The 17,296-nt window shown below is 71.9% G+C and carries 13 protein-coding genes and 1 pseudogene; 5 read left to right on the forward strand and 9 right to left on the reverse strand.

Annotation, left to right across the window (positions count from 1 at the left end):
- The first annotated feature begins 603 nt into the window (after positions 1–603).
- Entirely contained in the window at positions 604–3,240 is a 2,637-nt protein-coding gene (locus tag ACGFWI_RS20805; RefSeq protein WP_393907446.1) for a PQQ-binding-like beta-propeller repeat protein, read from the forward strand.
- A 113-nt stretch (positions 3,241–3,353) separates the two neighbouring features.
- On the opposite strand, the gene ACGFWI_RS20810 is transcribed toward ACGFWI_RS20805, so the two are convergent.
- The gene (locus ACGFWI_RS20810) at positions 3,354–4,262 is read right to left on the reverse strand and encodes a hypothetical protein (RefSeq protein ID WP_393907447.1); all 909 of its coding nucleotides are present in this window, start codon (positions 4,260–4,262) and stop codon (positions 3,354–3,356) included.
- Between the two features lie 197 nt (positions 4,263–4,459).
- On the opposite strand from ACGFWI_RS20810, the gene ACGFWI_RS20815 reads away from it, so the two are divergent.
- Positions 4,460–5,005, forward strand: coding sequence for a hypothetical protein (locus ACGFWI_RS20815; protein WP_393907448.1), 546 nt, complete (start codon positions 4,460–4,462; stop codon positions 5,003–5,005).
- Positions 5,006–5,008: 3 nt separating this feature from the next.
- On the opposite strand, the gene ACGFWI_RS20820 is transcribed toward ACGFWI_RS20815, so the two are convergent.
- Genes ACGFWI_RS20820 through ACGFWI_RS20830 form a run of 3 tightly spaced genes read right to left on the reverse strand, consistent with a single transcriptional unit; the run spans position 5,009 to position 7,470 of the window.
- Positions 5,009–5,803: an enoyl-CoA hydratase/isomerase family protein gene (locus tag ACGFWI_RS20820; RefSeq protein WP_393907449.1), complete on the reverse strand. Its 795-nt coding sequence runs from the start codon at positions 5,801–5,803 to the stop codon at positions 5,009–5,011.
- A complete protein-coding gene (locus tag ACGFWI_RS20825; protein WP_393907563.1) occupies positions 5,800–6,282 on the reverse strand; it encodes a Zn-ribbon domain-containing OB-fold protein in 483 nt (160 codons plus the stop codon). Before ACGFWI_RS20825 ends, ACGFWI_RS20820 begins: the two co-directional genes overlap by 4 nt.
- A gap of 36 nt (positions 6,283–6,318) precedes the next feature.
- Positions 6,319–7,470: a lipid-transfer protein gene (locus ACGFWI_RS20830; RefSeq protein ID WP_393907450.1), complete on the reverse strand. Its 1,152-nt coding sequence runs from the start codon at positions 7,468–7,470 to the stop codon at positions 6,319–6,321.
- 105 nt (positions 7,471–7,575) lie between these two features.
- On the opposite strand from ACGFWI_RS20830, the gene ACGFWI_RS20835 reads away from it, so the two are divergent.
- Complete coding sequence (locus ACGFWI_RS20835) at positions 7,576–9,213, forward strand: FadD3 family acyl-CoA ligase (RefSeq protein WP_393907451.1); 1,638 nt, start codon at positions 7,576–7,578, stop codon at positions 9,211–9,213.
- A gap of 26 nt (positions 9,214–9,239) precedes the next feature.
- Here the strand turns inward: ACGFWI_RS20835 and ACGFWI_RS20840 are convergent, their stop codons facing one another.
- The 5 genes from ACGFWI_RS20840 to ACGFWI_RS20860 form a co-directional block, all read right to left on the reverse strand.
- Positions 9,240–9,830, reverse strand: coding sequence for a TIGR03086 family metal-binding protein (locus tag ACGFWI_RS20840; protein WP_393907452.1), 591 nt, complete (start codon positions 9,828–9,830; stop codon positions 9,240–9,242).
- Between the two features lie 141 nt (positions 9,831–9,971).
- On the reverse strand, positions 9,972–11,540 hold the full coding sequence (locus ACGFWI_RS20845) for a class I adenylate-forming enzyme family protein (RefSeq protein WP_393907453.1): 1,569 nt from the start codon (positions 11,538–11,540) through the stop codon (positions 9,972–9,974).
- A 96-nt stretch (positions 11,541–11,636) separates the two neighbouring features.
- Entirely contained in the window at positions 11,637–11,831 is a 195-nt protein-coding gene (locus ACGFWI_RS20850) for a hypothetical protein (protein ID WP_393907454.1), read from the reverse strand.
- A 206-nt stretch (positions 11,832–12,037) separates the two neighbouring features.
- A complete protein-coding gene (locus tag ACGFWI_RS20855; protein ID WP_393907455.1) occupies positions 12,038–12,310 on the reverse strand; it encodes a hypothetical protein in 273 nt (90 codons plus the stop codon).
- Positions 12,311–12,521: 211 nt separating this feature from the next.
- The gene (locus ACGFWI_RS20860; protein WP_393907456.1) at positions 12,522–15,455 is read right to left on the reverse strand and encodes a BTAD domain-containing putative transcriptional regulator; all 2,934 of its coding nucleotides are present in this window, start codon (positions 15,453–15,455) and stop codon (positions 12,522–12,524) included.
- A 257-nt stretch (positions 15,456–15,712) separates the two neighbouring features.
- On the opposite strand from ACGFWI_RS20860, the gene ACGFWI_RS20865 reads away from it, so the two are divergent.
- Together ACGFWI_RS20865 and cutA are read left to right on the forward strand one after the other, a co-directional pair.
- Positions 15,713–16,951, forward strand: a complete 1,239-nt coding sequence (locus tag ACGFWI_RS20865) for an amidohydrolase family protein (protein WP_393907457.1) — start codon at positions 15,713–15,715, stop codon at positions 16,949–16,951.
- 114 nt (positions 16,952–17,065) lie between these two features.
- Positions 17,066–17,226, forward strand: a pseudogene (cutA, locus tag ACGFWI_RS20870) (divalent cation tolerance protein CutA); the annotation flags it as partial.
- Between the last annotated feature and the right edge of the window lie 70 nt (positions 17,227–17,296).

The following is a 17,296-nucleotide window of genomic DNA, read 5'->3' on the forward strand; positions in this document are numbered from 1 at the left end:
TACGAACCGGCGCTAGCTTGGAGATCTGGCCGCCGCGGCGGCCGGTGGCCGGGCCTGTCCGGATGTCCGGGAGGGCGCCACGCCAGGTGTCATGGCGCCGAAATGACCTTCGAACGCGCAGAATTGGGCTGACGGGTCGGGAACGGCGACGGGGATGGCGAGACCGGTGGGGGATGGGTGTGCGCAGTCGGAGGAGCAGCGGGTTTTTGGCCACCGCGGCCACCGGACGTCCAGGAGGGCGAACCGCTGCCGCCGCGGGCCCGTCAAACGGAATGGTGACCGTCCGCAATTCGGGCGGTGTCGTGCGGGGCAGATCCGTAACCCACCGGTAACCCGCTCGGTAACCGCCCGTCAGGGGACGTATCGCAGCACGTCAGGCGGGGTTGGGTTACGTCAGGTAACGGTTCCGGCGCGGGCTACGGGGGGCATGCCGTGACACGGCGGGCGGGCCCCGGGTTCGCAACCGTCGGCCCGGCCAGGAACAATCAGCACGCGTACGGCCGTTTCGGCCAGGCGGTGAGACGCTGCACGGGGCAGTGGCTCTCGGCGGCTCGTGGCTTTTGAGAGTCTCTTTTTTACGCCCCACGGGGAGGTGGCAGGCAAGTGGTGGAGCAGCTGAAACAGCTGACGCAGCACGATCCCCGGCGGATCGGCCCGTTCGAGGTGCTCGGCCGTCTCGGGGCCGGCGGCATGGGTCTGGTGTATCTGGCGCGCTCGGCGTCCGGCCGGCGCGTGGCGATCAAGACGGTGCGTACCGAGCTCGCCGAGGACCAGCTGTTCCGGGTCCGCTTCACACGCGAGGTCGAGGCGGCCCGCGCGGTCAGCGGCTTCTACACGGCCGCGGTGGTGGACGCCGATCCGCGCGCGGCGGTGCCCTGGCTCGCCACGGCGTATGTCCCCGCGCCCTCCCTCGAGGAAATAGTCAATGAGTGCGGGCCGCTCCCGGCCCAGGCGGTGCGCTGGCTGGCGGCCGGGATCGCCGAGGCGCTGCAGTCCATCCATGGCGCGGGCCTGGTGCACCGTGACCTGAAGCCGTCGAATGTGCTGGTCGTCGAGGACGGCCCCCGGGTGATCGACTTCGGTATCGCCTCCGGGGTGTCCAACACCCGTCTGACGATGACCAACGTCGCCGTGGGCACGCCCGCCTATATGTCGCCCGAGCAGGCCCGTGACTCGCGCAGTGTGACGGGCGCGAGCGATGTCTTCTCCCTCGGCTCGACGCTGGTCTTCGCCGCCACCGGGCATGCGCCGTTCCATGGGGCCAACCCCGTCGAGACCGTCTTCATGCTGCTGCGTGAGGGCCCCGACCTGGCCGGGCTGCCGGACGAACTGCGCCCGCTCATGGAGTCCTGTATGCAGATGGAGGCCGGCCGGCGGCCGTCCCCCGCCGATCTGCAGTCCCAGCTCGCGCCGCATCTCTTCGGCTCCGGCAGCGACGACAGCGGTACCGCCTCGGCCTGGCTGCCGCCCGGCGCGGTGGCGCTCATCGAGGGCCGGCGGGGCGGCCGCTCCGCCGTGCTCAACAACAGCCAGCGGGCCGGCTCGGGGCGCAGCGCCGGCCGTTCGGCGCCCGCCGCGCCGCCATCCCCGCCCCTGGCGCCCCCGATGCCCGCACCGCAGCCCGTCCCGGCGCCGCCGCGGCCGGAGAGCGCACCGGCCGGCGCGGAGTCCGGCTGGCCCGGCCATATCGGCGCGGGTCCCGGCGCGCACCGCGGCGGCGACCCGCGCGGTGGCAACCCCGGCCCGATGCCGCAGCCCGCGGCGCTCGGCCCGGATGCCTCGACGGCCCGGGTGACCCCGGTCTCCGCGGCGCCGCCCCCCGCCGCCGCACTGTCCGCACCGCCGGCCGTCTCCGCTGACGGCGCCGCCGGCCCCGTACGCCTCGGTGGCTCGCCTGCCCCGATCGGGCCGGGGCCGCGCGCCGACGCCCCTGGCCCGCAGCCGCGCGGGCAGGCCGGTGCCGCGACGAACTGGGTGCGGCCGCCCGGTGCCGGACCCGTGGCCGGTGTGCCGCCACAGGGCCAGGGGGGCGGTGCCCTGGCCGGGGAGAGCCCGGCCCGCGGCGAGGCAGCTCCGCCCGCACCGCCCGAGGCACCGCCCGCCGAGCCCGGCCGCTGGCGCCCCTGGCGGTTCCGGATGTCGAACGACGTGTGGGGCACCCCCGCCGTCGCCGACGACCTGCTGTACGTCACGTCCTTCGAGGTGCATGCGCTCGATGTGGCCAGCGGGCGCCGTAAGTTCAAGACCCGTGATGTCGCCTGGGCGATGGCGGTCGCGGACGGCCGGATCCATGCCTCGGACGGCCCGAGCCTGTACGCGCTGGACGCCGACGACGGCACCGAGCGCTGGCGGCTGCACACCGAGGGCTGGGTCTACGCCCTCCAGGCCGACCGCGGGACCGTCGTCACCAGTACCCGGGGCGGCGGCGTCCAGGCCTGGGAGGCGGCCTCCGGCGAACGGCTGTGGGAGATCGGCGGCGTCCAGGCCGACTTCGAGACCGCCGAGGCCGGACCCGTGGTGCACGACGGCACGGTCTTCGTCTGGGCCGACGCACGGCTGAAGGCGCTGGAGGCGCGGACCGGCGCCGAGCGCTGGTCGTACCCGGTGGGCGACGCCGCGTCCTGCGGCGGGGTGCCGGTGCGGCTGCTGCCCGCTTCGGACGGTGCGGTCTACGTCGTGGCCGGCACCCGGGTGCTGGCGATCGACATCGCACGCGGCGACGTGCGCTGGCACTTCGAGGCGCCCGCGGTGTTCCTGAGCCCGCCCGCCTTCGCCCCCGGCCCGGCCGTCACCGGCGGCGGGGTCTATCTGGCGGACTACCTCGGCACGGTCTACGCACTGGACGCGGCCGACGGCCGCGACCGCTGGCGGATCGCCACCGAGGCGCGGCAGTCCACCGAACCCGTGCTGGTCGCGCACGGCGCGGTCCACCTGGGCAGCGGCAAGGCGCTCTACACACTGGACGCGGTGACCGGCACCCCGCGCTGGCGGTTCCAGGCCGGCGCGGAGGTCGTCGGCGCACCGGTCGTCGTGGAGGGCCGGGTGCACTTCGGCTCGGCCGACCACTGTCTCTACACCCTCGATGCGATGGGCGGCCAGCTGCGCTGGAAGCTGGCGACCGGCGGCGAGATCACCGGTTCACCGGTGGCGGTCGGCGGTGTGGTGTACGCCTGCAGCAAGGACCGCTGTGTGTATGCGCTGGACGCGGCCAAGGGGACGGGCCTGGCACGGCGGTCGTGACATGGCGGTCGTGACATGGCGGTCGTGACGTGGCGAACGTGACGTGACGTGGCGATCGTGACACGGCGGCGGTGGCGGGCCGCGGGGTCGGTCCCCTGTATCTGCCCGGCCGGCTACTCCCGGTCCTCGGGGGGCTGTTCGGGCCGTTCTGACCGCCCGGGGTGTGAGGGGCCCGGTTGCCGGTGTTCCTTGCCCCACTCCACCGGAGGCGTGGGGGGCTGCTGACGGGCCGGCATGGTCGGCGGTTGTTGTTGCGGCTGTTGCGGCTGTTGTGGTGACTGTGTCCGCTGCTGCTGGGTGGGCGGTGGCGGCGGCGGGGTGACCGGCAGGGGAGCGGTGGGGGTGTCCTGGTGCGGGCCGTGGGCGCCGTGGTGGGGTCCGCCGGGCGTCGCGGGGCCTGCCGGGGGTCCGGTGGTGCCGGGGCCCGTCGGGTACGGCTCCGGGTTCCACTCCTCGGCCCCGGGGCGGCCCGCGTCCCATGGTTCGGGCGTCCCCGGCGGGTAGGGCGTGTGCGGGTCGTAGGGCGCACGCTCGTCGTAGCGGTCGTCGTGCGCGGAGGGCCCGTAGCGCCCGTCGTCGTACCGCCGGTCGTCATAGCCGCGGTCATAGACCCGCCGGCCGCGGCCGCGCATGACCAGGGCGCCGAGCAGCAGCAGCGCGCCGCCGCCCAACGCGCTGGCCACGCCCACCCCGAGGCCGCGGGCACCGGCCGTCAGCTCGCTGGCGGCCTGCCCCTGGCGGACCATCCACAGGATCGTGAAACCGAGTACCACCAGGCCCGCGACGGTGACCAGCGCCCGGGAACGCAGGGCAACGCCGATCAGGGTCAGCAGGGCGGCGAACGCCATGGGGAGGACGACGGAGCCGAAGAGCGCGGCGCTGTTGCGGGTGATGCCGTTGAAGAGGTCTTCGATCCGGACGTCGCTGCCGTGACGGCCGTCGTACCAGGGACGGAAGGGGCTCCAGACGGCGGCCGCCGCTCCGGCGAGGGCGATCAGCGACCCGAGAACGTTGCGCACCACGGGCGTCGCCTCGCTTCGAGTCGTCCGGTCATCCTCCGTGACCGACGCTACGCCTGAGCCTCTGTGCTCGCGAGAGAAGTACGCCCGCCCGCGTTGCCGGGGCCCGTACGGGGTGTCACCCGGCCTTGCTAGGGTGCCGTGTACGCGTCAAACCATGGCTGATGGGTTCAGAGTTTTCACGGGGGATGGACAGCAGAATGAAGCAGCGCACACGCATGGGCGGCCGCGGTTCCGCCCGTACGGGTATCAGGGCAGCGGCGGCGACCGGACTGGCACTGGCCACGGTCGCCACGGTCGGCGGCTGCGCCTTCAGCCGGCCTCGGGTCCACGTGCCGACGTACATCCCGAGCCCCACGTCGAGCAGCGGGTACGACCCGAACGACCCCACCCCGACGGACGAGCCCACCTTCTCGCCCTCGCCGACCCAGGAGACCTACGACCCGGACGGGCGGTCGGACGCCAGCGGCAGCAACTGCGACTACTCCAATTCGCTGCGCCAGTTCACGTACACGGTCTCCCTCACCAATCCGTCGACGACCGACTCCTTCTCCTATGACATGGCCGTCAACTGGATGAAGGCCAAGCCGGCCGACGGCAAGGCGTACGGGCTGCACGAGCGCTCGATCATCGTCGGCCCCGGCGACACCGAGACGTACACCGCCAAGTACACGGTCAATCAGTCCTCCGTCGGGCAGTTCTGGTACACCTGCCGGATCACGCGGGCGCACAAGACACGGATGTAGGGGTCACCGGACCGGGGGCCGACCCTCTTGCCCGCCGCCCCGGTCGTCGTGGCGGGTGCGGGCGGCGAACAGCCCGGCCTGGCGGTCCGGGGGCAGATTGCCCAGCGCGATCAGCTGGGGGGCGTGTGCCAGGGCCTGTGTCCGGGCCGCCTCCTTGGCCGCCCACAGGGCGCGTACGGTGCCCTGGACCGGCTCGGTCGGCTGGGCGGCGAGCACGGCCGCGCGGCGCAGTGCCACCTCGGCCGCGGCGCCGGGTGCGGTCAGCTCGGAGACCAGCCCGATCTCGTATGCGCGGGGGGCGCCCAGCCGCTCCGCGGTCCCCATCAGGGCCAGCCGGGCGATCTCCCCTAAGGGCATCCGCTGCGCCATGTAGATGGACTCGTACGCGCTGACCATCCCGTAGGTGGTGTGCGGGTCGAAGAAGGTGGAGTTCTCTGAGGCGATGAGGAACTCGGCCTCGCCCAGGAGATAGAACGCGCCGCCGCAGGCCATTCCGTCCACGGCGGCGATGACCGGCTTCCACAGGTCGTTGGCCTTCGGGCCGATGCGGATCATGGGGTCGTCGAGGGAGTAGGGCGAGGGCGGCTGGGGGACGTCGGCGGAGCGGTCGATGCCGGTGCAGAAGGCCCGGCCGCCGGCGCCGGTGACCACCGCGGCCCGTACGGCGTCGTCGAAGCGGAACGCCCGCCAGACGGCGGCGAGTTCGGCGGCGGTGTCCAGGTCGACGGCGTTGTGCCGCTCGGGCCGGTCGAGGGTGACCAGGGCGACGCCGTCCTCGATCTCCGTGCGGACCGTCACGGGCGCTCCAGGAGCCAGCGGGGTACGGTCACGCCTCCTGGCATGGTGTGGAAGGCGGCTTTCACCGGGGCGCCGATGCGCAGCCGCGCCGGTTCCACGGAGTTGAGGGGGGCGTCCGCGGCGGCGACGAGGTTGCCGACGAGGCGGATACGCGGGGCCTCGGCCAGCTCCACGACGATCGCGTTGTACCCCGGCTGGTCGGCGTACGCGGGCAGCAGCGGCGGGTGCGGCAGCACATAGGACCAGATGCGGCCGCGGCCGCTCATCCGCTGCCAGCGAGCGGCGAACGACTGGCAGTGCGGACAGCAGGGCCGGGGCGGGAAGCGCAGTTCGTCGCAGCCGGAGCAGGCCTGGATGCGCAGCTCTCCCCTGGCGGTGTACTCCCAGAAGGGTGCCCCGTCGTCATCGGGGACGGGAAGCAGCAGGCCGGCGCCGCTGTCGGGCCGGTTGTCAGTGGCGGGTGCCACCATCGGGGACATGGCATCGCGAACGGATTCACCAGCGCTCATGGCGTATCAACTCCTCAGCAGCAGGGCCGAGGTGGGGACGCCCTCGCCCGCGGTGACCAGGCAGGTGGCGGCGTCGGGGACCTGTGCGGTGCTGGTGCCGCGCAGCTGCTTGACGCCTTCGGTGATGAGGTTGAAACCGTGGACGTACGCCTCGGAGAGACCGCCGCCGCCGGTGTTGAGGGGGAGCCGGCCGCCGATCTCCAGCGCGCCGCCCTCGGTGAAGGCCGCGCCCTCACCGCGTCCGCAGAAGCCGTAGCCCTCCAGCGAGAGGGGGATCAGGGGGGTGAAGGCGTCATAGATCTGTGCCACGTCGACGTCCTGCGGTCCGAGGTCGGCGCCCTTCCACAGGTGACGGGCGGCGGTCCAGGCGGGGCCGGTGAGCGGGTCGTCGTTCCAGTAGTTGACCATGCCGTGGTGCTGGGCGGGCAGGCCCTGGGCGGCGGAGTGGACGTAGACGGGCCGCTGCCGGCAGTCGCGGGCCCGCTCGGCGGAGACCACGACACAGGCCAGCGCGCCGTCGGTCTCCAGGCAGTTGTCGAAGAGGCAGAGCGGCTCGCTGATCCAGCGGGCGGTCATATACATCTCGCGGGTCAGCGGGCGCTCGTACATGATCGCGGCCGGGTTCTGGTTGGCGCGGTTGCGGCAGGCGAGCGCGACATTGAAGAGGTGGTCGCGGGTGGCGCCGAATTCGTGCATATAGCGGCGGGCCAGCATGCCGATCTCGTCGGCGGGGCGCAGCAGTCCGAAGGGGCGGGTCCACTGTCCCGGGGTGGGCAGCTGGACCTGGGTGTTCTTCCAGGGGCGCGGTCCCGACCCGCGTTTGCGGGACCGCCAGGCGACGCCGACGCTCGCCTGGCCGGTGGCGATGGCGGCTGCCAGATGGGCCACCGTGGCGCAGGAACCGCCGCCGCCGTAGCCGACCTTGGAGAAGTGGGTGAGGTCCCCGGCGCCGATGGCCTTGGCTATCTCGACCTCGTCGGTCTCCTCCATGGTGTAGGAGGCGAAGGCGTCCACCTCCGAGGGCGCGATCCCGGCGTCGTCCAGCGCCGCGATGATCGCGCGGCAGGCCAAGGTCTTCTCGGATGCGGGGAGTTGTCTGGCGAACGGAGTCTGTCCGATGCCGGCTATCGCCGTAGCGTCCTTGAGGGTCGCCCCCATCGCCACCTCCGTGGTCGGTCGTCAGTGCTGACAGCGGAGGAGGCTACCGCTAATCTGACGGGTAGTCAGCTAGTGGCGTACGGCTCTTTGGCGGGAGGCAGCGCGATGTGCGACGACCTGGAGGCGCGGGCGGATCTGGAGTACGGCGCCATCCCCCGGCTGGTGCGCACGGCCGCCCGGCGGTACGCCTCCCGGGAGGCCGTGGTCGAGGGCCGCACCCGGGTGTCGTACGCCGAGCTCGGCGAGCGGGTGGAAAAGGCGGCGGCCGCCTGTATCGCCTCCGGGGTCGCAGCGGGCGACCGCGTCGCCGTATGGGCGCCCAACACCCTCGACTGGATCGTCTCCGCCCTCGGGGCCGTCACCGCCGGCGCCGTCCTCGTCCCCGTCAACACCCGCTTCAAGGGCACCGAAGCCGCCTACGTCCTGCGCCGCACCCGCGCCAAGCTCCTCTTCGTCACCGGCACCTTCCTCGGCACGTCCTACGTCGCCTCACTCCGCCGCGCCGCCCAGGAGGGCACCGGCCGCGGCCCGCTGCCCGGACTGCCGCAGCTGGAAAAGGTCGTGGTGCTCTCCGAGGACGCCCCAGCCGACTTCGCCACCTGGCAGGACTTTCTCGCCGACGGAGCGGCGGTGTCCCCGGAAACGGTCCGCGGCCGGGCCGACGCCCTGGACCCCGACGCCCCCTCGGACATCATCTTCACCTCCGGCACCACCGGCCGCCCCAAAGGCGCCGTGATCACGCATGCACAGACCCTGCGTGCCTACGACGTGTGGAGCGAACTGGCCGGCCTCCGGGAGGGCGACCGCTATCTGATCGTCAACCCGTTCTTCCACACCTTCGGCTACAAGGCCGGGATCATCGCCTGTCTGCTGCGCGGCGCGACGATGGTCCCGCAGCCGGTCTTCAGCGTGGAGACCGCGCTCGCCAATATCGCCGCCGAGCGGATCTCCGTACTCCCCGGACCGCCCACCCTCCATCAGCAGATCCTCGACCACCCCGTCCGCGCCCTGCACGACCTCTCCGCGCTGCGCGTGGTGGTCACCGGCGCCGCCGTGGTCCCCCTGGAGCTGGTCGAGCGGCTGCGCAGCGAGCTGAAGATCTCCACCGTTCTGACGGCGTACGGCCTCTCCGAGAGCTCGGGCGTCGTCACGATGTGCCGCCGCGGCGATCCGCCCGAAGTCATCGCCACGACCTCCGGCCGGGCCATCCCCGGCACCGAGGTCCGGATCGTCGACGCCGCGGGCCGCCCGGCGCCGCCCGGCGACCCCGGCGAGGTGCACGTCCGCGGCTATCACGTGATGTCCGGCTACTTCGAGGACCCGGCCGGCACCGCCCGTGTGCTCGCCCCCGACGGCTGGCTGCGCACCGGCGACGTGGGCGTCCTCGACGCGGACGGCAACCTCCGGATCACCGACCGCATCAAGGACATGTTCATCGTCGGCGGCTTCAACGCCTATCCGGCCGAAATAGAGCAACTCCTCGGCCGTCACCCGGACATCGCCGAGGTCGCCGTCGTCGGCATACCCGACCGCCGCCTCGGCGAGGTCGGCAAGGCCTATGCGGTCCGCCGGGCCGGCTCCTTGCTCACCGCCGACGATCTGATCGCCTGGTCGCGCCGCGAGATGGCCAACTACAAGGTCCCGCGGGAGGTCGCCTTCGTCGCCGAGCTCCCGCGCAACGCCAGCGGCAAGATCCTCAAGACCCGGCTGCGGAGCGGAGCCCCGGGCCCCGCTCCGGCGTGACCCGGCCGCCGTACCGCCGGCGCCCCTCACGCCCCCGGCGGCGTCCAGTCGGGCCGGCGGCCGCTGAGCGCCACCACCTGGTCGAGGAGCGGTGCATCCGCCGCCACCTCCACGGGCGGGCCGAACACCGGCACCCGGTCCGGGCCCTCGGCCAGCGGCGCGAGCAGCGCATACGACACCCCGAGGCCGGCCGTGTCCGGTGCGTACTCCTGGCCGGTGGCGCGCGCCAGATCCCAGCCGTGCAGCACCAGCTCGTTCAGTGCGAACCGGCCCGCGATGGCGGCGGGCAGGGTCACCCCGCCCGCCTGGGTCTCGCCCTCCCAGGCCTGCGGATCGTGCCAGGCCTCGGCCATTCCGCGGAGGTTCCGGTCCAGCTCGGCCCGCCAGCCGGGCTCCACATCGGGAACCGCCGCATTCGGGTCGACATTGGTCATCGGCCCCAGGTCCTTGCGCGCGGTGTGCTGGAACGCCGCGGACAGGCCGACGAGGTGGCCCAGCAGATGGCGCACCGCGTAGGCCTCGCAAGGCGTGGGGGCGTCGAGCTGCTCATCGGCGGTCTGTGCCGCCAGCTGCGACACCAGCCGGGCCTGCGCAGCAAAGTCGATCGTGTCGGTCATCGTCCGGGTCCTTCCGTCCTGCCAGGGGCGCTCTGCCGGGTCGTGCCACCGGAGGGGTGCCGCGCATCCCTCCGGTGACGCTCCCAGTGAAGACTCCGCCGGCCTCCCGAACTCATCGCCACACCGCCGTAAAGTCCCCGGCTACTCCGTATACCGCTCCCGCAGCACCGCCTTGAGCACCTTGTCCAGCGGCCCGCCGCGCGGCAGCTCGCCGGCGATCTCCAGCTGCTCCGGCAGCTTCTGCGTCATCAGCCCGGCCGACCGCAGATGCGCGGTCAGCCCGTCCAGGGTCAGCGGCGGCGCGGCCGGATCGACGGGCGTGACCACCACACACACCCGCTCGCCGCGCTCGCGGTCCGGCAGCCCGATCACCGCCGCCTCCGCCACCGCGGGATGGGTGTGCACCAGGTCCTCGATCTCCTGCGCGGAGATGTTCTCGCCCTTGCGGATGATGATGTCCTTCAGCCGTCCGGTCAGCACCAGATGCCCGTCGGGACGCAGATACCCCAGGTCACCGGTGCGGAAGAAGCCGTCGTCGGTAAAAGCCCCGGCGGTCAGCGCCGGGTCGGTGTACCGCCGGAAGAGCATCGCCCCCTTGAGCGTCACCTCACCGGACTCCCCGGTTCCGGCCTCGCTCCCGTCCGGCAGGACGATCCGGACCTCCGCCCCCACCACTGGCTTGCCCACGGTCCGCGACAACTGCTCATCGCTGTCGTACGGGGTGCCCATCGTGATCATCGGGCACTCGGTCATGCCGTACCCGTGCACGATCGCGCACTCCAGCTCCCGCCCGGCGGCCGCATACAGCTCCGGGGGCATCGGCGCCCCGCCGCCGGACAGCAGCCGCAGCGAGGGAATCAACCGCCCGGCCCCCGGCTGCCGCTGCCGACAGCGCCGCGACTCATCGAGGAACGCCTGGTAGAAGGCGGTGCTGCCGCCGGCCATCGTCACTCCGTGCCGCCGGTAGACGGCGGCCGCGCGGCCCGGCTCGAAGGCGTCCAGGATGACCGCGGGAAACCCGCTGACCAGCATGGCGATGACATAGTCCGGGCCGGCGATATGCGCGTACGGGAAGGCGATCGAGCCGATGTCGTCCGCGGACATCCCGAGCGCAGTGGCCAGCCCGATGCCACCGGCGAGGAGCGTGGCGTCGGTGTGCTCGACGCCCTTGGGGGAGGCGGTGGTGCCCGAGGTGTAGTAGATCCAGGTGGTGCCGTCGGCCGCCCCGTCGGACCCCCCGTCCGCTCCGGCCGCGGCCGGCAGCGCGCCCGGATCCCCCTCCGGCAGCCCGTCGGCCACCGAGATCACCCGCACCCCGTCCCCGGCGAGTTTCCGCACCATCGCGGTGTGGTCAAACCCCCGCCACTCGCCCGGTACGAGTACGAACTCCGCCGCCGACTCGGCCAGGATGAAGCCGACTTCGCGCTCCCGGTGGAGCGGGATGACCGGCGTCTGTACGGCCCCGAGCCGGGCCAGCGCCAGTGAGGCGACCACCGTCTCGATCCGCGTCGGCAGCTGCCAGGCCACCCGGCTCCCCGCCCCGATCCCCAGCTGCCGGAACCCGGCCGCCACCCGCAGCGCCTGGTCGCGCACCCCGTCGAAGGTGACGCTCCGCCCGTCCCCGTCGTAGAACATCGGCGCCCCGGGCGAGGCCCGCGCCCGGTACTCGACCAGTTCCCAGAGCGTGTGTATGCGGGCGAACTCGAACACGGCGCCTCCTCGCGGGTCGCGGGTGGCGTGACTGTAGCACTCAGGTCTGACGCATCGTCAGATACAAGTACTGGCCGGAATCCTGGGCTCGGGCACTCAGGGGGTGTGGCTGTCCAGCGGTATCACCGGCGTGTGCCTGTCCTGCGGCGTCACCGGCGCGTGATTGTCCAGCACCATGGCGGAGTGAGGCCGGGCGGGCGTATGGCTGTCGGCAAGGGCCGGCGCAGCGGCGCCACCGAAGGCGACGAGCGTGAGTGCACCGACGGCCAGAGCTTTCTTCGTGTACGTCATGCCAACTCCTCGATGAGAAAAGGGATGTGTCCCCGTGTCATAAAAATAATGGTTCATGCGGGCAGATGTTCGGCTTCTCGCCCTGCAGGCGAAACAGTCGGCATGAACGGAGAAATGCCGCAGGGGCTGGTGTCGGTGGCTTCCCCTCCCGGCCACGACATCCAGCCCCTGCGATCCCCCGAATACCCCCGTTGGCTCAGTTGGTGCTACTGAGGCTTGCCGACCGGCTGGTGGTTGTCCGCCGTGGTGATCCGCTCGCCGGGCGTCGGCTGGTGATTGTCATCGGCAACGGCGCTGACGTCGCTGCCCGCAATGGGCTGATGGTTGTCGAGGGGTTTGACGACATCGCGGTCCCCCTGTGCCGACGTCTGGGGAGACGCCTGCGGCGTGATGCCGGCCCCCGCGATGGGCTGGTGATTGTCGAGCGGCTTGACGACGTCGCGGTCCCTCAGATGCTGTACCTGCTTCTCGGTGCTCATTGCGATCAACTCCTGTGTGGGCGCTAACTGCCACGCCCGCCCGGAGACTCCCCCGAGGACCGCCGGACGGGCGCGGCACGGCCGCTCACCTTAACGGGGCGACCTGGTCACCGAGCCGCTTGCCCCCCGAGGCGGCGGATCGGTAAGGAAGAGACTGGCCCTGGCCGATGAACGATCGATAAACGTCGGCGATGAGCGCCCGCACCTGCGCTTATGCGACCACTGAGGGAGCCAGCAGCGCCTGGACCGTTTTCCCTTCCGGCGACCCGACACGCTCGAACATGGCCAGTGCCTCCTGCCAGCACACTCGCGCCCGGTCGGTGTGCCCGATGTCGTTGAGCGCCCGGCCGAGCGTGGTGAGGACACTGGCTCGCCGGGATTCGCCTCCGATGCCGCGCAGGGCGGCCAGCGCCTGCTCGGCGTGGTTGGCGGCCGCGGCCGGCTGGCGCGCGGCGAGATCGACCTCGGCGAGGCGGAAGTTGGTCATGCCTTCCCAGAACCTCTGCCGGCTGTCCTGGAAGATGGCCAGTGCGGCGTGAAGCTGCTCGGTCGCCTCCGCCAGCCGGTTGGCCTGTGTGTAAGCCAGCGCGAGTGCGTACATGCCGTTGGCGAGCCGGCGCTTGGCGCCCACCCGACGGTAGATGGCGATGCCTTCTTCCGCGAGCTGTATGGCGCTGTCCACCCGCCCGGTGTCCAGGTGGACACGGGAGAGGTTGCACAGCGCGCTGGCCTCGGACTGCCAGTTGCGGTCCTCCCGGAACGCGGTCAGGGCCTGTCGCAGATAGGCCTCCGCATCGGCGTGCCGCCGCTGGGAGTTGGCGATGATGGCCCGGTCGTTGGGTGCGTACGAGGAGGAGAACGGGTCTCCGGCGGCAACGCCGAGCAGCATGGCGGACTTGGCGTTCTCGTCGGCCTCGTTCAGCCGTCCTGCGAGCGTACGGGCATAGGTGAGCGAGGTGTGGATCCTCGCCTGCGCATGCTGGTCCCCGCTCTCCTGGGCAGCGGCCAGCAAGGAGACGTTGGTCTGCTCGTACTGGAGAGCGTCGGCGCCGGATTCGGCCAGGTCCTTGGTGAGCAGCAAGAGGTCGACGGCGCGCCGCAAGGTCGTCGGTCCGCTGCACTGGCGAGCGCAGGCCAGCAGGCAGCCGGCCTCGCTGAACAGCCACTCCAGGGCAGTGGTGCGGTCGGCGAACTCCAGGCCCGGGTAGGAGGTGGCCTCCCTGTGATCGACGAGCCGGTCGCCGGGGCGTTCGAGCAGATACATGGTGGCGGCGGTGGCGGAGTAGAAGTCCAGCAGCCGCGACAGCGCGGCCGCGCGCTCGGAGGGCGGCTGCTCGTCGCGTTCGGCGCAGGCGCGCGCGTACAGCCGTACGAGGTCGTGGTAGCGGTAGCGCCCGGGCGCAGCGGATTCCAGCAGGGAGGTGTCCACGAGGGACTCCAGCAGCTCCTCGGCAGCCTCGATGTCCAGATCGAGGATGGCGGCCGCGGCCGTGAGCGAGATGTCCGGGCCGTCGGCCAGTCCCAACAGTCGGAAGGCACGGGCCTGTTGGGGCTCCAGCTGGCCGTAGCCCAGTTCGAAGGTGGCCTTGACGGCGAGGTCGCCGGCGCGGAGTTCGTCCAGGCGACGGCGCTCGTCGGCGAGCTTGCGGGCCAGGGTCGAGACCGTCCACGTACGGCGGGCAGCGAGGCGGGAGGCGGCGATGCGGATGGCCAGGGGCAGGAAACCGCAGGCGCCGACGACCGCCATGACGGCCTTGCGTTCGGAGGTGACCCGCTCCTCGCCGACGATCCGGGTGAAGAGGCTCATCGCCTCCTCGGGGCTCATGACGTCGAGGTCGATGAGGTGCGCGCCGGCCAGGTCGATCATGCGTGCGCGGCTGGTGACCAGGGCGGCGCAGCCCTCCGTGCCGGGGAGCAGTGGCCGGATCTGCGCGGCGTCGCGGGCATTGTCCAGCAGCGCCAGGACGCGCCGGCCGGCGAGGGTGGAGCGGTAGAGGGCGGCCCGCTCCTCCAGCCCGTCGGGGATGGAGGAGTCCGGGGTGCCCAGGGAACGCAGGAAGGCACCGAGTACGGCCTCGGGTTCGGACGGGGTGTGGCCGGCGCCCTGGAGGTCGACATACAGCTGCCCGTCGGGAAAGTGCTCGCGGGCGGCGTGCGCTACATGAACGGCGAGGGTCGTCTTGCCGACGCCACCGATGCCGGTGAGCGCGGAGACGGCCATCACGCTGCCCTCGGCAGTGGCGAGTTGTTCACCGAGTTCGGCGACGAAGGCCGTTCGGCCGGTGAAGTCCGCCACGGTGGCGGGCAGCTGCTGTGGGCGTACGGCGACCTGGTCGGCGGAGTCCGGGCTGTCGGTGACGGGCGGTGCGTCCAGATCGGTGTCCGCGCGAAGAATCCGCTGATGAAGATCGGAGAGTGAGGCGCACGGGTCGACCCCCAGCTCATCGGCGAGCAGCCGACGCGTGTCGGCGTACACCGCGAGTGCTTCGGCCTGCCGTCCGCTGCGGTACAGCGCCAGCATCAGCAGTTCCCGCAGCCGCTCGCGCAGCGGGTGGGCGGCGGTGAGTACGGTCAGCTCGGACACCGCGTCGGCGTGGCAGCCGGCTTCCAGTATGAGTTCGAGCCGGGATTCGGCGAGGGAGAGCCGCCACTCCTCGAGGCGGGTGCGCTGGGTATCGGCGTACGGACCGGCGAGTCCGGCCAGTGGCTCGCCGTCCCACAGCGCCAGGGCGCATTCGAGGAGTTCGCGTGCGCGGCGGCGGTCGCCGGAGGCCTTGGCCTTCTCCGCCTCGGCGGCGTACTGCTCGGCAAGGTCGTGGTCGAGGTCCAGGGCGCGGCCGTTCACCGGCCGGATCGCGTAGCCGCCGGACTCGCTGACCAGGGTGTCGGCGTCCGCGCCCAGCGCCTTGCGGAGTCGGGAGGCGTACGTACGCAGCGCGGCGAGTGCGGCATGCGGCGGTTCGTCGCCCCAGAGCGCGTCGACGAGCTCGGGCGCGGTGGCGGTGTGTCCGCCGCGCAGGAGTAGCGCGGCGAGCAGCGCGCGCTGCTGCGGGGAGCCCGCTGCCAGCGGCGTTGCGCCACGCCAGGCCCGTACGGGACCGAGCACGGTGAAGCGGAGCCGCTCCCGCCCCGGACCGTCGTCCATGGTGTCTCCCTGCTCTCAGTCATTTTGTTCGCACTGTGCGCACCACCTCGCTGTGCGCAACCGTCAGTCTGCCTTGTCGCGCCCTCTTACGTCAGTAGGGGTCCGGACCGTCCACAAAGCCTCCTCGGCTGATCGGGGCGGAGGTCGGAGTGACGCAAGGCGGGGGCGCGAAGACCGTGCTTCCGTGCGCCCCCTGTTGTCGCCCGGCCCTTTCGCCGTCACTGACGGATCGTCAGATCAGCGCTACCGTATCCCGCATGGAGACCTTCCCGAAGATCATCTCGGTGGACGACCACACGGTGGAGCCCCCCAACGTCTGGCGGGACCGGCTCCCGTCGAAGTATCGAGACCTCGGCCCGCGCATCGTCCGGGCGCCCGTGAAGGAAATGACCTTCGTGGGCGGCAAGTTCGCGCCGAAGATGGGCGCCACGGCGGAGGACGGCCCGATAGCCGACTGGTGGGTCTACGAAGATCTGCAGCGTCCGCTGACCCGCCTCGACACCGCCGTCGGCTACTCCCGCGACGACATCAAGCTCGAAGGCATCACCTACGAGCAGATGCGTCCGGGCTCGTTCAGCGTGCCCGAACGGCTGGCCGACATGGACATCAACCACGTCCAGTCCGCGCTCTGTTTCCCCACCTTCCCCCGCTTCTGCGGCCAGACCTTCACCGAGGCCAAGGACCGCGAACTGGGGCTGCTGGGCGTACGCGCGTACAACGACTGGATGGTGGAGGAGTGGTGCGGCCCGCAGGCGCAGGGCCGGCTGATCCCGCTGACCCTCGTCCCCCTGTGGGACGCCGAGCTGGCCGCCGCGGAAGTACGGCGCAACGCCGCCCGGGGCGTACGGGCGGTCTGCTTCAGCGAGATCCCGCCCCATCTGGGGCTGCCCAGCATCCACACCGACTACTGGGACCCCTTCCTGCGCGCCTGCGACGAGACCGGCACGGTCGTCGCGATGCACATCGGCTCCTCGTCGAAGATGCCCTCGACCTCCGCCGACGCCCCGCCCGCCGTCGGCTCCACCATCACCTTCGCCAACTGCTGCTTCTCGATGGTCGACTGGCTGATGAGCGGCAAGTTCGACCGCTTCCCCGACCTGAAGATCATGTACGCCGAGGGCCAGATCGGCTGGATCCCGTACATCCTCGAACGCGCGAACGTGGTCTGGGAGGAGAACCGCGGCTGGGGCGGTGTCGCCGACAAGGTCCTCCGTCCGCCGTCCGAACTCTTCAGCGAGCACGTCTACGGCTGCTTCTTCGACGACGCCTTCGGGCTGAAGAACCTGGACGCGATCGGCGTCGGGAACGTCCTGTACGAGACGGACTACCCACACTCCGACTCCACCTGGCCCAAGTCGAGGGAGGTCGGCGAATCCCAGATGGGGCACCTCGCGCCGGACGTGGTGGAACAGATCGTTCGGGGGAACGCGATTTCGCTGCTGGGGTTGACGGGGGAGGGGCTCTGGGAGCCGTCGGCGGCGGGGAGCGGGGGCTGACGGGGCACGGGCTGATGGACGGGGCGACGGCGGGAAATTCGGGGCGCGGCGGTCGCTGGCTGTCAGCCCTTCACGGCGTCCCCCCGTCCGCCGAGTCGGGGATCAGGTCGTCGCGTGACGGAGTTTCTCCAGGTGTCCACCGCTACGGAGAACCGTGAGGCGGCTGTGAAGTTGGCGCAGCCGGTCGTGTCCGCGCGGCTCGCCGCAGGGCGCAGATCGTAGGGCCCGTCGTCTCCGTGTTCTGGCAGCAGGGCGAGTTCGGCACGGGTGAGGAGTGACAGCTTCTCCTCAAGGCCCCCTGGCCCCGAGGGGCGGCGGCTCGTCCGGGACCGGCCTCCCCTGCCC

Origin of the sequence: Streptomyces sp. NPDC048434, from assembly GCF_043200375.1 — a bacterium.
In the GTDB taxonomy this organism is placed as follows: Bacteria; Actinomycetota; Actinomycetes; order Streptomycetales; family Streptomycetaceae; genus Streptomyces.

What these genes read in the sequence shown, in the direction of transcription:
- ACGFWI_RS20815 (WP_393907448.1), top strand. Translation starts at nt 4,460, where the DNA reads ATGAAGCAGCGCACACGCATGGGCGGCCGCGGTTCCGCCCGTACGGGT.
- ACGFWI_RS20825 (WP_393907563.1), bottom strand. Translation starts at nt 6,282, where the DNA reads ATGTCCCCGATGGTGGCACCCGCCACTGACAACCGGCCCGACAGCGGC.
- ACGFWI_RS20830 (WP_393907450.1), bottom strand. Translation starts at nt 7,470, where the DNA reads ATGGGGGCGACCCTCAAGGACGCTACGGCGATAGCCGGCATCGGACAG.
- ACGFWI_RS20835 (WP_393907451.1), top strand. Translation starts at nt 7,576, where the DNA reads ATGTGCGACGACCTGGAGGCGCGGGCGGATCTGGAGTACGGCGCCATC.
- ACGFWI_RS20840 (WP_393907452.1), bottom strand. Translation starts at nt 9,830, where the DNA reads ATGACCGACACGATCGACTTTGCTGCGCAGGCCCGGCTGGTGTCGCAG.
- ACGFWI_RS20850 (WP_393907454.1), bottom strand. Translation starts at nt 11,831, where the DNA reads ATGACGTACACGAAGAAAGCTCTGGCCGTCGGTGCACTCACGCTCGTC.
- ACGFWI_RS20855 (WP_393907455.1), bottom strand. Translation starts at nt 12,310, where the DNA reads ATGAGCACCGAGAAGCAGGTACAGCATCTGAGGGACCGCGACGTCGTC.
- ACGFWI_RS20860 (WP_393907456.1), bottom strand. Translation starts at nt 15,455, where the DNA reads ATGGACGACGGTCCGGGGCGGGAGCGGCTCCGCTTCACCGTGCTCGGT.
- ACGFWI_RS20865 (WP_393907457.1), top strand. Translation starts at nt 15,713, where the DNA reads ATGGAGACCTTCCCGAAGATCATCTCGGTGGACGACCACACGGTGGAG.